Source organism: Ancrocorticia populi, from assembly GCF_003123745.1.
GTDB classification, from domain to species: domain Bacteria; phylum Actinomycetota; class Actinomycetes; order Actinomycetales; family Actinomycetaceae; genus Ancrocorticia; species Ancrocorticia populi.
In genome coordinates, this window is the sequence record NZ_QETB01000005.1 from 88662 (window position 1) to 101990 (window position 13329).

The following is a 13329-nucleotide window of genomic DNA, read 5'->3' on the forward strand; positions in this document are numbered from 1 at the left end:
ACAGTGAAATGGAGCTTGAAGCTGACTCGCTGGCGTTTAGCAGAGGCTCCAGTATCTCAAGACTGCGATACTGACGCTATTACAGAGGGGTAATCCAAATGAAAAATAGGATCAGGGCCGCGGTAATGGCGGTCGTATTGAGTCTCGGTGCAGGAGGATCTGCTCTCGCAGCGGTGCAGTATCCAGCTGAAGGTGGTACTTGGGAATATGGAAAGAAGGGTGTTGGTATAGCTTTCTCGTACTACACCGTGGATAAGTCCCATGGTTCTTCGATCACTCGAAATGGGAACGTACAGGCGAAGTCAATTAAGACAGCGGCAGGCAAGAAGTCTATTGCTGAAAAACAAGGGGCTGCTTGGACCGGATATAGATATCACTACCGGCTCTATTAAGCCTGAGAGTACCTTCTTGTAGCCGTCAATGAGGGCGGCCACCCTTGTGGATTGGAAGTCTTGTGTTAAGAACGGTTGTACGGGTGGTTTCTGCTCTATTGTCCGTATGTGTTTGTGTTCTTGCAGTCGGATCGATTCAGGAGAGCCAATCGGCCTTTCCTGCGGACACAAATAACGGATTGACCATAGATACACACGACTCGGAACTCACAAAGGCCAACCTCATTGACGGCCTCAATGCATTCGCAGTAGATCATGACGTGGTACTTGCGAAGGTTTCCTCGGATTCTTCCGAGCAACAGGTAGTCAAGAACCTATTTTGGTTTGGCGATCGGAAGCCAAAGACAGGTAGCTATCTCTGGTTCGATCCGAATGTCCAAGGTGAAGTCTACCCAGTAAGCGAACTAGGTGACCGGCCGCTTGACGGATATTACGTCATGAAAGCAGAAGCGCCAGATGTGAAAGCCTTTTACCAATGGGCGGATAACGTTGGCTTGTCTCTGCAGGACCACAATCAGCAATCGTCACGGGCAGCGCTTATGGCCACAATCAACGGCTCTGGCTCAGGACTTGCCGTAGCGAGCGTGCTAATCCTATTTATCTCTGTCAGTACCATGTGGTTCTATTCTCGCGGGCACTCCCGAAACATCCGGTTGCAGGGCGGCGTGGCCCCGTGGCGGATACATACTCTCGACCTGTGGGTGCTTGTTCGGACGGCAATCGCGTGGTGCCTCGTTGGGTGGCTCGTAGCACTCGTTGGTGTTGCGGTGGTCATGGGGGTGGGGCGCGTGCCGATTGTAGGCGCGTGGTCACTCGCATTGCTTGCGGCAGTCATGCTCCTGATGTTCTGTATCTTCGCCGTTCTTTCGCTTGTCACGCGGCCACGGGTAGCGCTTGCTGCATCGAGGGAGACGCCCTGGCGTTCAGTGTCCCGAATCGGAGTTGTTTTGCGCGTGGCTTCTGTAGCGGTTGCCCTCGTGTCTATTCCCTTTGCCCTGTTTTACACGCAGACGGCTAGGCAGGCGCATTCGGAAGCATCAACATGGGAAGATGCCAGCTCCGTAGTGCGTATTATGGTGGTTTCGTCTGAAGCTACTCTTTCCGGGGATGAAACCTACCTAGCGCGCTTCGACGAGCTCGTGAAGGGAGCGGAGAGTAAAGGCATCGCGGCGATGTCGCTCAGCCTCGATCAGATGGCGGATATGGTGGAGGTCGAGTCTTCGGAATTTGATCATGTGATCGTTACAAACCGTGAGTTCGTGGACTTATGGAAGCAAGACATCGAACTAGAACCGGTTGAACGGCACTCAGTGGCTGACGGTCTAGCTGGGGAGGTCGAGGATAATCTTCAGGTGTGGGAACGTACGGAAGACTCTGTCGAGGAGAATTCAAGCTGGTACACCCTTTCAGCTTCCTCAGAACCGCTTCCTGTGATCGGCTCGCAGGCCGACCGGGGAAATGCGGTGCACGCCGATCATCCGCTCATTGTTATGGTCGATGACCTCTCGCAGGCATTCGCCGTCGATGGAGTCCTTGACGCCTTGGTCTCCAACGGCCAGATTGTATTCACCGATGCCTCTGTGCTCCGGGAACTGATTGATAACACTGATACGGCGCAATACATCGGTTCCATCGATAACGTTGCAGACCAGATACTCGATACGGCGCAGAAGTACGATGACGAGGCCCGTATCGGAAGTGTGTCCATCGTCTTGGCCGTGGCGGCGCTGCTCATTAACCTTACGCAAGGCGCCCTCCTGTGGAGTGAGCAGAATAGGCGGCGGATCTTTATTCGTCACAGTAGTGGAGCACCATTCCGCCATATTCAACGTTGGCGCGTCACGTCCGATATTGGGATTGTCGTGGCTGCAGCAACTTTCGCCGGCTGGCTTTCCTTCGCAATGTACGATCTTGCGCCTATACAGGTTGTCATCACCGCCGGGATCATCGTGCTCCTCTATATTCCATTATCCATCGGTGTCCACGTGGCGGCTCAAAAATCCGCATGGACCGCCGTCATTCACCGGGAAGATTAAGGACAAAACATCGTGAGTATTCAGGCAACGAAACTACGCGTTTTGATCGGTAAACATGTGGTTCTCTCCGGCGAGAATCTAGTGGCGAATATGGGGGAGATGACGGCCCTTGTGGGTCCATCCGGGTCCGGGAAGACTACGTTGCTCAATTGCCTTGGCCTACTTTTGAAACCTACGGATGGCCAGATCTACCTTGATGGACAGGAAGCGGCTGCGTGGCCCGATCGCCGCCGGCTCAAGTTCTGGCAGAAAAAGGCGGCCTTCATCTATCAGGATTATGGCCTCATATCGGATGAAAGCGTGGCCTACAACACCACGCTCAAGGCTGGAAGTCTGTTCCGGAACCGGCCCTACACCGACGATCGGCTCACCGAGATCCTCGAAGTGGTGGGGCTTTCAGGCCGAGCGAAGGATGCCGCCTCTGTGCTCTCAGGAGGAGAAAAACAGCGTGTGGGAATCGCGCGCGCTCTATACAAAGAGGCCAGCTACATCTTCGCTGACGAACCCACGGCCTCACTGGACGCTGAAAACCGTGAGATCATCACGGGGCTTCTCCGGAAGGCTGCAGGACGCGGTGCGTGTGTCCTCATCGCAACCCACGATGAGCGGCTGGCGAGCGAAGCAGACCATGTCCACACGCTCGCCAGTTAGGCGCTACTTTTCGTAGATCTTATCGATCGTGTCCGCGAAATCCTTGAGCACGAGGTTGCGCTTCACCTTGAGGGACGGGGTGAGGTACCCGTTGTCCGTGGTGAAATCGATAGGAAGCACCGTGAACTTGCGGATCGATTCGGCGCGCGAAACCGCCTCATTGGCACGCTTGATGGCGCGATCGATCGAGGCGAGCACCTGAGGATCCTTGACGGCCTCGCCAACGGTGAGCGCATCAAAACCGTGGTTTTTTAGCCATCCAGGTAGCATCTCGGCATCAACGGTGACCAGCGCGGAGATGAACGGGCGCTGATCACCTACCACCACGATCTGGGAGATGAGTGGGTGCCCGCGCAGCCGATCCTCAAGGACTGCAGGGGCAACGTTCTTGCCGCCAGCGGTCACGATAATTTCCTTCTTGCGGCCCGTCACCCACACGAAGCCATCGTCATCCACGTGCCCGAGATCGCCGGTACGGAACCAGCCATCTTCGGTGAAGGTCGCCTTTGTGGCTTCCTCGTTGTTGTTGTAGCCAACGAAGATGTGATCGCCCTTAGCAAGGATCTCGCCTTCTTCATCGGTAGTGACACGGCAGCTGGGGTAGGCACGCCCTACGGATCCCACCTTGATGGCGCCGGGAACGTTGACGCAGGTGGGCGCCGAGGTTTCAGTGAGCCCGTAGCCCTCGTACACTGTAATGCCCACTGCACGGAAGAAGTGGCCGAGCCGCTCGCCTAGCGGTGCGCCGCCGGAGATGGCGTTCTTTAGGTGCCCGCCGGTGATGCTGCGAAGCTGCTGGTAGACCAGCCGATCACCGATATGATGCGCCGCCTTCAGCGCTGCGCTCGGTCCTTCCTCGGTCTCCAGAGCGCGCGAATAGTTGATGGCCACCTTGGCGTAATGGCGGAACAACCGGAGCTTCACCCCGTGGCCTGCCTTGGCATCGGCCGCGTTGTAGATCTTCTCAAACACGCGCGGAACGGCCAGTACGTAGGTGGGCTTGAACGTCTGCATGTCCGTGACAAGATTGCGGGTGTCTGGCGAATACCCGATCACGTTGCCGATGTACATCGCCATGAGGTTGATGAACCGCGCAAACACGTGTGCCATCGGCAGGAAGAGCAGGGTGCGCTGATTGCCGGAGACGATGTGGGCCAGGTTATCGTCCAGCGGCCCGTTGATCGCCACAGCAAGAAGGTTGCGGTGGCTCAGCTTGGCGCCCTTGGGATTCCCAGTGGTGCCGGATGTGTAAATGATGGTGGCTAGATCATCGGCGTGAATGTTATCGATGCGGCGATCAATCTCTGGCTCATCTTCGAGGCGTCCCAGTCCGGCGATCTTGCCCTGGGCGTCGTCGTCGATCACAAAAACTTGTTCCAAGTAGTCAAACTTCTCAACCAACGGCTTCAAAATCGAAGCCATCTGGAACGTCTCGCACACCACGAACCGCAGGTGGGAATCCTCGATGATCCACTGGGCCTGATCGGTGGAATCGGTTTCGTAGATCGGCACACCCAGCGCACCGGCGGACCAAATCGCCATGTCAAAGAGCGTGAACTCGTAGCGCGTGTGGCTCATGATGCCGATGCGATCGCCCGGCTTCACGCCCAGCGTGATGAGTCCGCGGGCCACTGCCCGGTAATCGTCCTCAAACTGCTTCCACTGGACGGGAACCCATGTGTTAATTGAGGACTTGCGCTCGATCACCACCTGACCCGGCTTATCCCGTGCAATCTGGCGAAATACCCACGGGATATTCATTTCGTCCGTGATCTTGATTTTGCCGGGCGTGAAAGATACGCGGCGCTCGGATGAACTCATCAGCGAAGATCTGCCTCTCGTGAAGTGTGCGCTGTTGCTAGCCAACCTTATCGTAGGTTTCGCGGATGTAGCATGACAATATGACGTCATCTTTCGATAACATTCCCGCTTTTGTCCGCTCCAGACGCGTCGCTGGCCTTGCCGCCCATCGCTCGGGCACTGTTGTAGCAACGGTGAGCGAGCCGGATGAGAAGGGCTCCGCGTTTATTACGCAGCTGGTGCGTGTGGAGCCCACCTCCACCCGCTATCTCACTCACGGCAGTGAATCGGCCAGTTTGCTCGCGATCGGCGCGCGTGGCGAGGTCTACTTCACCCGCAAGGACGGCAAGGAGGAGGAAAAGGGTGCGGCGGTATGGATGCTCCCGCCGTCCGGCGAGGCCCGCGTCGTGTTGCGTCGCTTCGAGGGAGTGGACTCCTTCACCGTGACGGACACGGGTATTGTAGTCACCGCTTCGCTCATGCCCTCCGCAGAATTGCTTAGCGAATCCGATGATCTGGCCAAGCAACGCTCCGAGGCCAAAACGAACGCGGTGCTCTATGATTCCTTCCCGATTCGCCGCTGGAACGAGGATTGCGGCCCGACCGTTCGCCACCTCTACGTTGCTCCGTTGCCCGAACTATACGGGGAAGATGAACTGGAGCTGACCGAGGTAGATCTGCCCGAGGCGCCCGAGGGCGTGGACGAATGGAAGCTAGGATCTGTGGAAGCCAGCCGGGACGGCACGACGCTCCTGCTGACAATGAACGCCCGGCACGATATCACTAGCGCTTCTCAGGTGTGGTGTATCCGCGAGAGTGGCGAGCCGGTTTTGGTAGCCGCTGATCCGGAGTTGTCCTACGGCATCGAGGCCGTTGCTCCTGACGGCAGTTGGGCACTGCTCGGCTCCTACCTCCCGCCACGCGCCGGCCAAGTTGTGGACGATGGGCTCCTGCGTTATGAGATCGCCATCGGCAAGCTGATGCCGCTGACAGACCGTTTCGAGGAATCCGCCACCGGTGCCGTCATCACCGATTCCGGGGAGTTGTTTATTACCGCGAATCGCGTTGGGCGCGGCGGTATTTACCGCCTTGAGAACGGGGAGGGGACATTAGTTACCGACGACGACGAATACGCCTACTCCTCTCTTAGCTACTCAGCTGGTCAACTGGTGGCGCTGCGCTCCTCTTTGGCAGAGCCGCCGGGAGTTGTGTTCATTGATCCGGAGAGCGGGGCAGTAACCGAGACGCCGAGTTTGACAGATGATCTTGAGCTCCCCGGTGAACTCACCGAGATCTCCGCAACCGCGCTCGATGGCACACAGCTACGGGCGTGGCTGGCGGTGCCGGAATCGGACGAGCCAAGCCCGCTCGTGGTGTTTGCGCACGGTGGCCCGTGGGGATCGTGGAACGATTGGACGTGGCGCTGGAACCCGTGGCCGTTCGTGGCCCGAGGCTATGCGGTGCTCATGCCCGATCCTGGAATCTCCACCGGCTACGGCAAAAAGATGGTCTCCCGTGGCCACGACGCTTTGGGTAACGAGCCGTTCACGGACATCATGGTGCTCGCGGACGCGGCCATCGCGCGCCCGGACATTGATGAGGCCCGGCAAGGATTCGCAGGGGGATCTTACGGCGGATACATGGCGAACTGGGTGGCCGGCCATACGGGCACGCGCTTCAAGTGCATCGTGACTCACGCCGGACTATGGGACATCGAGACCATGAGCAAGGCAACGGACAACGGTGAGTGGTACACGTGGATGATGGGGGAGCTGCCCACCGGCGGTACGCAGGCCAGCCTGTGGTCCCCGCACCTTTCAGCCCAGAAGATCGAGGCACCCATGCTCGTGATCCACGGGGATAAGGACTACCGAGTTCCCTTCAACCAGGCCCTTGAACTGTGGCAGGATCTGCAGCGGCTGCACCCCGAAGCGGGGAACAAGTTCCTCTACTTCCCAGATGAGGGCCACTGGATCTTGAAGCCCGCCAACGCACAGATCTGGTACGAGACGTTCATTGCTTTCCTCGATGAGCACCTGCTGGGGAAGAGCTTTGAGCGAGCGGGGCTGCTCGGGTAGGAAATCGTCGTCGGCAAACAAAAAAGTGGGTGGGCACCAACGGGTACCCACCCACTCAATCTGGGATCAACTACTTGTTATCGTTGATGATTTCCATGACGTCATCGTTATCAGCGAAGAACTCTTCGAGGTTGGACTGCGTCACAACCGTGGGTTCAAGGGCGTAAACGTCAACGTCCTTCACGCCGTTATCCGCGGAATCGTTAGCCTCGGGCATTCCATCGCCAGCAGCGAGGGAATCGATGATCTCCATGGTCTGATCAACGAGCTCCTGAGTGGGCTTGGCAACCGTGGAGTACTGCTTGCCAGATGCGATCCATGCGATGGACTCGTTCTCAGCGTCAAGACCGGACACAACCGGGATATCCTGACCGGCCTGCTCAGCGGACGTGATGATTGCGCGAGCAATACCATCGTTCGGGGACAGAACGCCGTCGATTTCCTTATCCGCGTAGTTGCCGGAAAGCAGGGAATCCATACGGGACTGGGCCTTGCCGTTATCCCAGTCCTGGGTTGCGGCCTGCGTGAAATCAGTCTGGCCAGAGACAACCTCGAGGGTGCCATCATCGATCTTCGGCTGGAGCACGCTCATGGCGCCATCGAAGAACAGCTGAGCGTTAGGATCGGCCGGGCCGCCAGCGAACAGCTCGATGTTGTAGGGAGCCTCGCCCTTCTCCTCTTCAAGACCCTGGAGCAGTGCCTCCGCCTGGAACTCACCGGTCTTGACGGAGCCGAACTGGACAACGCCGTCAACGGCTTCGGTATTCTCAATCATGCGGTCGTAGCCGATGATCGTGATGCCGGCAGCCTGAGCATCCTCAAGTACGGTGCCGAGCTGTGTGCCGTCAATCGGGCCAACAACCAGAACCTCAGCGCCCTGCTCAACCATGGCCTGGATCTGAGACTGCTGATTGGCAACCTTGTTATCGCCAGCCTGAACGATCGGGTTGTAGCCAGCCTCAGCAAGGTCTGCCTTGAAGATCGTGTCTGCTTCCTTCCAGTTCTGGGTGCCCAGCCATGGAAGCGAAACGCCAACGGTGGCGCCTTCGGAGACAGTTACCGCTGCATCGTCAGTGGCATCGTCATTGGACTCTGAGCCGCGGCCATTATCGGAAGAGCAAGCGCTTAGCGTAAGTGCCGTTGCCGCTGCGATTGCAGCTAGCCCTGTGAAACGTCGCTTCATTGTGTTCCTTTCAGAAGGGTTGGTGTTTGTTATTTCGTTGTTGGTGGTATCGGATCATTCGGATTTGAGTCGGGCTCGATGGGGCCGGATGCCGGCGCCGAACCTGGCTCTGCGCTGGCTGAGGTTGCTGCAGCGCTTGCCGGGGAGAGAACCGTTTCGGGTTCTCCGCCCTTACCGGCCTGCATCTTCTTAGCTAGATGGCCGGAGATTGATGGCTTGCCGTGGTTTTTGTTGTACACATCGAACGCTACGGCAATGAGGAGCACGAGGCCCTTGATAACGGCCGTCTTGTCCTGGCCGACGCCCATGAGCATCAGGCCGTTATTGAGGACCGCCATGACTAGGCCACCGATAACGGAGCCGAATACGGTTCCGATACCGCCAGATACTGCGGCGCCGCCAATGAAGACGGCCGCAATGGCGTCAAGCTCCCACATGTTGCCGTCCTGCGGGCCGGCCGAGGTGGCACGCCCAACGAAGAGGATGCCTGCGATGGCCGCGAGGAAGGACATGTTGAGCATGACCAAGAAGTAGGTCTTCTTCGTGTTGACGCCGGAGAGGGCAGCCGCCGCGCGGTTGCCGCCCACTGCGTAGACGTGACGGCCGAATGTGGTGCGCTGGGTGATGATGTGGTAAACGATCACCAGTACCGACAAGATCACACCTGGGATTGGGAAGGAGGTTCCCGGACGGCCGGAGCCGAACAGCCACGTGAGGTATCCGATCACTACGACGATTGCCACGGAGCGGGTCGCTGGTATCCAGATCGGAGCATCGTTGCCGCGCTTGAGTTCCTTGGCGCGCTTGTGGAACTGGGACCATACCAGGTAGGCGATTCCGATGATGCCGAGAAGTAGGGTGGAGTTGTTCATCATCGTCCAGCCGGGTCCCCATTCGGGCATATAGCCAGCTCCGAGGGTCTTGAACTCGGAGGGAACCGGTGCGGAAATCGAGCCGGAGATCCAGATGACTAGGCCACGGAAAGCCAGTAGGCCCGCCAGCGTGGTAATGAACCCTGGAATACCCATTTGGGCGAGCCAGAAGCCATGCCAACAGCCCACGGCAATACCGGTGGCGAGGCCAATCAGTAGGCCAACCCACCACGGCACACCAAAGTCGCGGCAGCTGATGGCCACAACCATGCCCACCAGGCCCGAAACCGAACCCACGGACAGATCGATGTGGCCAACCACAATCACCATGACCATGCCGATCGCGAGCACCAGAACGTAGGCGTTGCCCGAGATCAGATTCTGGAAGTTGGACGGGGTGAGCATTTTGCCACCGGAAGCGAGTTCGAAGATAACAACAAGAACAACCAGCGCCAATACCATTGTGTATTGCTGAAGATTGCCCCCGAGGAGTTCTCTCAGTCTTTTCATCTTGTGAGTCCTTGTCAGTTAACGCCCTCGCCAATCGGGACGTCAGTATCATCCGTGGCATCTGGGTCAGTAGCGGTGGTTGAGGTGAGGGTCATGAGGCGCATGAGTTCCTCTTGGTTTGTTTCGCGGGCATTGGTGACGCCCGTGATTTCGCCTTCGCAGATCGTGTAGATGCGATCGCAAATGCCGAGTAGTTCCGGAAGCTCCGAGGAGATGACGATAACGCCGCGCCCTTGATCGGCAAGCTTATAGATCAGCTTGTAAATCTCGAACTTGGCACCCACATCGATACCTCGCGTGGGTTCGTCCAAGATCAGGAGGTTGGGGTCTGGGTACATCCACTTTGCTAGAACAACCTTCTGCTGGTTTCCTCCCGAGAGCGTGGAAACGCCTGCGCGCACGCTTGGCGTTTTGATGCGGAGCTCTTCGCGGTACTGTTCGGCAACCTGAGTTTGCTCGTCCAGATTCAAAAGGCCGCCGTGAACGATCGCCTCAAGGTTTGCGCTCACCACTGTCTTCTCAACAGAATCGAGGAGGTTAAGGCCCAGAGTCTTGCGATCCTCGGGAACATAGGCAATTCCCCTGCGAATAGCGTGCTGGACGTTCTTGAGTTTCAGCTCCTCGCCGTTCAGCCACATTTGGCCGCCAAGGAACTGGCCGTAGGAGTTACCGAAGAGCGAGCGTGCTAGCTCGGTTCGTCCGGCGCCCATGAGGCCCGCGAAGCCAACAACCTCGCCCGCCCGTACGGTGAAGGATGAGTGATCGGCCGCGAGGCGATCGGGGATCGTCTCGTGAACAACCGTCCAGTCCTTGACCTCGAACATCGTCTCGCCATAGTTGGGCGAGTGATCGGGGAAGCGGTTATCGAGTGACCGGCCCACCATCGAACGGATGATTCGGTCCTCGTCTACCTTTCCGGCAACCACCGGGTAGGTCTCAACCGTCTTGCCGTCACGGAGCACGGTAACCGCGTCCGAAATCGCAGCAATCTCATTGAGTTTGTGCGAAATCATGATGCAGGTAATCCCGCGGGACTTGAGGTCTCGCATGAGTTCCAGAAGGTTAGCGGAATCTTCCTCATTGAGGGCCGATGTAGGCTCATCAAAGATGAGGAGCTTAACGTCCTTGGACAGCGCCTTGGCGATCTCCACCATCTGCTGCTGGCCAACGCCAAGATTCTTGATCGGGGTGTTGGGATCGATATCAAGGCCAATGTGGTCAAGGAGGCCGGTGGTGACACGCCGCTCCTCGTCCCAATCGATGAGGCCACGTGTCCGGATCTCCGAACCCATGAACACGTTTTCCGTCACCGAAAGCTCCGGAATCAGTGCAAGCTCCTGATGGATGATGACGATTCCGGCTTCTTCCGAAGCCTTGATGTTGTGAAACTTCACCGGCTCACCGTTGAAGTAGATTTCACCTTGATATGTGCCAGTGGGGTGGACTCCCGAGAGGACCTTCATAAGCGTGGATTTACCCGCGCCGTTTTCTCCACAGATGGAGTGAATGTCCCCTGTCTGGACCGTCATGGTGACGTTATCTAGAGCGCGCACGCCAGGGAATTCCTTGACGATGTTACGCATCTCTAGGATTGGGGGAGGCTGCTTTGCCATATAAACTCCCGCGCTTCTTTGTGGGAACAGAACGAGGAATTCGTTCTATCTGGGAAGCATAGACACTTGGCGCTTTGACTTCAAGCTGTAAAGGCAAATTGCTTTGATGAGTTTTTCAGGAGTTTCCAATGTGTTGAGTGTACCGGTGTTTTTTCGCGGAAATGCCCGGCGTTTGAGGGCGAACCTATGGAAGCGGGTGTCGCGGTTCTAGGGGTTTACCGGCGGACCCGCGAGGAAGTTGCGGTGGAGACGGACGACGGTAAATCACAAGTGATGATAGCGTTAGACCGTGACTACAGGACCCGGATCGCAAGCTTCATTACGTGAAGCCAATACGGCTCGAGTTGTGGAAACCGTTCGTAAGTACGGACATATCACCCAAGTTGAGCTGACTGCCGCTACCGGCCTATCTCCTGCCACGATCTCGAATACGGTCAAACGCCTCGTTGCTGAGGGTATGTTCCGTACTGAGAGCACTGTGCATTCTGGTAGGCGGGCACAGTTGGTGTCCCTTGCCCGCCAAACAGGACTCCTCGCCGGAGTCCAAGTGGGGCGGCGCTCGCTGAGAATCGCGATCTCCGATCCGTCGCTCAACGTTCAACGCACGAAGAACATGCCACTACCACAGGCACATAGAGCTGATACCACTTTGGACCGCGCTGCTCTCCTCATCGTGGAATTGATTGAGGATCTGGGCGCAAGTGTGGATGAGTTGAGGGCAGTGGGTGTATGCGTTGCCGCACCGGTGGACCCCGAAACGGGAATGATCTCAGTTCCAGGCATTCTTCCGGGGTGGGAGGACATTGAGATCGCGCCGGTGTTGGGACGTCGCTTGAACCGGCCCGTAAGTGTTGATAACGATGCGAACGCAGCCGCCGTTGCAGAATCACGCCGCGGAGGTCTGCGCGGGGTCAAGAACGGGATTTACGTGTGCGCCTCCTATACCACGGGGGCCGGCATCATCATTGGTGGAAGACTGTACCGGGGTACTCGTGGGGGCGCCGGAGAAATCGGGCACATCCAGGTGGATCCGGCCGGACTCATCTGTAACTGTGGTGGGCGCGGCTGCCTGAATACGGTAGTGGGGGCGGACGTTCTGGTGGAATCGCTTAGGCTCTCGCGCGGGTACTCGTCACTTGGTGATGTTATTCGGGAAGCCAATGCTGGTGATATCGGTTGCCGGCAGGTGGTGGGCGATGCGGGAGCTCAGATCGGCGCTGTTCTGGCGGATCAACTGACCGCGCTCGCATCTTCTAGGGTTGTGGTTGGAGGGGAACTCTCCAACACTGGAGATCTCTTCCTTGGGCCGATGCGTGATGCAGTTGAGAGCAGGCCACTCCTCGCTGGTACCGTTACCTTTGTGGCAGCGCCACTTCAGGGGCAATCTGAACTCGTGGGAGCGTTGACGCTCGCCTACGATGAACAAGAGCGAGCGAATAAGGCGGTGAAATCGTGACCCGGACGCCAATCCTGCAGGTTGAGCATCTGACAAAACACTTCGGGGCCGTTCAGGCAGTCAACGATGTGAGCTTCTCCGTCTACAGCCACGAAGTTGTTGCCCTAGTTGGGGACAACGCGGCCGGGAAATCGACAGTTGCTCAGATGGTTGCCGGAGCACTCACACCTACCGTGGGACGGATCTTGGTGGACGGCGAACCTGTTGCCTTGGCGTCACCACGCGAGGCCTTTGCACACGGAATTGCCACTGTTTATCAGCAGTTGGCACTCTGCGAAAACCTTGACGTGACGTCCAATATCTTCCTTGGGCGTGAGATCACGGGGAGCAATGGCCTACTCGATGTCAAAGAGATGGATCGGCTAGCGCACGGGTACCTAGACCAACTCGGGGGCAGAATCCCCGATGTGCACACTCCGTTGGTAGAGCTTTCCGGTGGCCAGCGCCAAGGTGTCGCCATTGCACGCACCCTCGTGGCCGATCCGAGAATCCTTGTCATGGATGAACCAACTGCCTCCCTCTCCGTCTCCCAAACTGCAGATGTTCTCAACTACATCGAGGGGCTACGCGAGATGGGCAAAGGCGTCATCTTGATCAGCCACAACCTTCAGGATGTACGGGCCGTAGCGGACCGGATCATCGTGCTGCGCCACGGCCGTATTAACGGGGAGTTCCGCTCTCAGGATGCTACCTATGAACAGGTGATTGCGGCGATCACGGGCCTGGTGCACGGCTAGC

10 protein-coding genes are annotated in these 13329 nt (G+C 57.6%); 6 read left to right on the plus strand and 4 right to left on the minus strand.

Going from position 1 to position 13329, the window contains the following annotated elements; genetic code table 11:
* Positions 1-98: 98 nt before the first annotated feature.
* From DD236_RS09635 to DD236_RS09645, 3 genes are all read left to right on the plus strand, one after another.
* A complete protein-coding gene (locus DD236_RS09635) occupies positions 99-392 on the plus strand; it encodes a lactococcin 972 family bacteriocin (RefSeq protein WP_207785788.1) in 294 nt (97 codons plus the stop codon).
* A 179-nt stretch (positions 393-571) separates the two neighbouring features.
* Positions 572-2428 carry a hypothetical protein gene (locus tag DD236_RS09640; protein WP_133246092.1) on the plus strand — a complete coding sequence of 619 codons (1857 nt, stop codon included), beginning with the start codon at positions 572-574 and terminating at the stop codon, positions 2426-2428.
* A gap of 12 nt (positions 2429-2440) precedes the next feature.
* On the plus strand, positions 2441-3079 hold the full coding sequence (locus DD236_RS09645; RefSeq protein ID WP_109094187.1) for an ABC transporter ATP-binding protein: 639 nt from the start codon (positions 2441-2443) through the stop codon (positions 3077-3079).
* A 3-nt stretch (positions 3080-3082) separates the two neighbouring features.
* Here the strand turns inward: DD236_RS09645 and DD236_RS09650 are convergent, their stop codons facing one another.
* A complete protein-coding gene (locus tag DD236_RS09650) occupies positions 3083-4900 on the minus strand; it encodes an AMP-dependent synthetase/ligase (RefSeq protein WP_109094188.1) in 1818 nt (605 codons plus the stop codon).
* A gap of 80 nt (positions 4901-4980) precedes the next feature.
* Between DD236_RS09650 and DD236_RS09655 the strand changes: the two genes are divergently transcribed.
* On the plus strand, positions 4981-6957 hold the full coding sequence (locus DD236_RS09655; protein ID WP_109094189.1) for an alpha/beta hydrolase family protein: 1977 nt from the start codon (positions 4981-4983) through the stop codon (positions 6955-6957).
* Positions 6958-7027: 70 nt separating this feature from the next.
* Here DD236_RS09655 and DD236_RS09660 read toward each other — a convergent pair whose 3' ends face one another.
* Genes DD236_RS09660 through DD236_RS09670 form a run of 3 tightly spaced genes read right to left on the minus strand, consistent with a single transcriptional unit; the run spans position 7028 to position 11135 of the window.
* Positions 7028-8140 carry a substrate-binding domain-containing protein gene (locus DD236_RS09660; protein WP_109094190.1) on the minus strand — a complete coding sequence of 371 codons (1113 nt, stop codon included), beginning with the start codon at positions 8138-8140 and terminating at the stop codon, positions 7028-7030.
* 29 nt (positions 8141-8169) lie between these two features.
* Positions 8170-9522 carry a multiple monosaccharide ABC transporter permease gene (mmsB, locus tag DD236_RS09665; RefSeq protein WP_109094191.1) on the minus strand — a complete coding sequence of 451 codons (1353 nt, stop codon included), beginning with the start codon at positions 9520-9522 and terminating at the stop codon, positions 8170-8172.
* A gap of 14 nt (positions 9523-9536) precedes the next feature.
* Positions 9537-11135, minus strand: a complete 1599-nt coding sequence (locus DD236_RS09670) for a sugar ABC transporter ATP-binding protein (RefSeq protein WP_109094192.1) — start codon at positions 11133-11135, stop codon at positions 9537-9539.
* A 289-nt stretch (positions 11136-11424) separates the two neighbouring features.
* Here DD236_RS09670 and DD236_RS09675 point away from each other — a divergent pair, with 289 nt between their 5' ends.
* Entirely contained in the window at positions 11425-12591 is a 1167-nt protein-coding gene (locus DD236_RS09675; RefSeq protein WP_109094193.1) for an ROK family transcriptional regulator, read from the plus strand.
* The gene (locus DD236_RS09680; protein WP_109094194.1) at positions 12588-13328 is read left to right on the plus strand and encodes an ATP-binding cassette domain-containing protein; all 741 of its coding nucleotides are present in this window, start codon (positions 12588-12590) and stop codon (positions 13326-13328) included. The genes DD236_RS09675 and DD236_RS09680 overlap by 4 nt, the downstream gene beginning before the upstream one ends.
* The last annotated feature ends 1 nt before the right edge of the window (position 13329 follow it).

Coding starts and splice junctions, on each gene's coding strand:
- DD236_RS09655 (WP_109094189.1), top strand. CDS start 4,981: ATGACGTCATCTTTCGATAACATTCCCGCTTTTGTCCGCTCCAGACGC.
- mmsB (WP_109094191.1), bottom strand. CDS start 9,522: ATGAAAAGACTGAGAGAACTCCTCGGGGGCAATCTTCAGCAATACACA.
- DD236_RS09635 (WP_207785788.1), top strand. CDS start 99: ATGAAAAATAGGATCAGGGCCGCGGTAATGGCGGTCGTATTGAGTCTC.
- DD236_RS09670 (WP_109094192.1), bottom strand. CDS start 11,135: ATGGCAAAGCAGCCTCCCCCAATCCTAGAGATGCGTAACATCGTCAAG.
- DD236_RS09660 (WP_109094190.1), bottom strand. CDS start 8,140: ATGAAGCGACGTTTCACAGGGCTAGCTGCAATCGCAGCGGCAACGGCA.
- DD236_RS09650 (WP_109094188.1), bottom strand. CDS start 4,900: ATGAGTTCATCCGAGCGCCGCGTATCTTTCACGCCCGGCAAAATCAAG.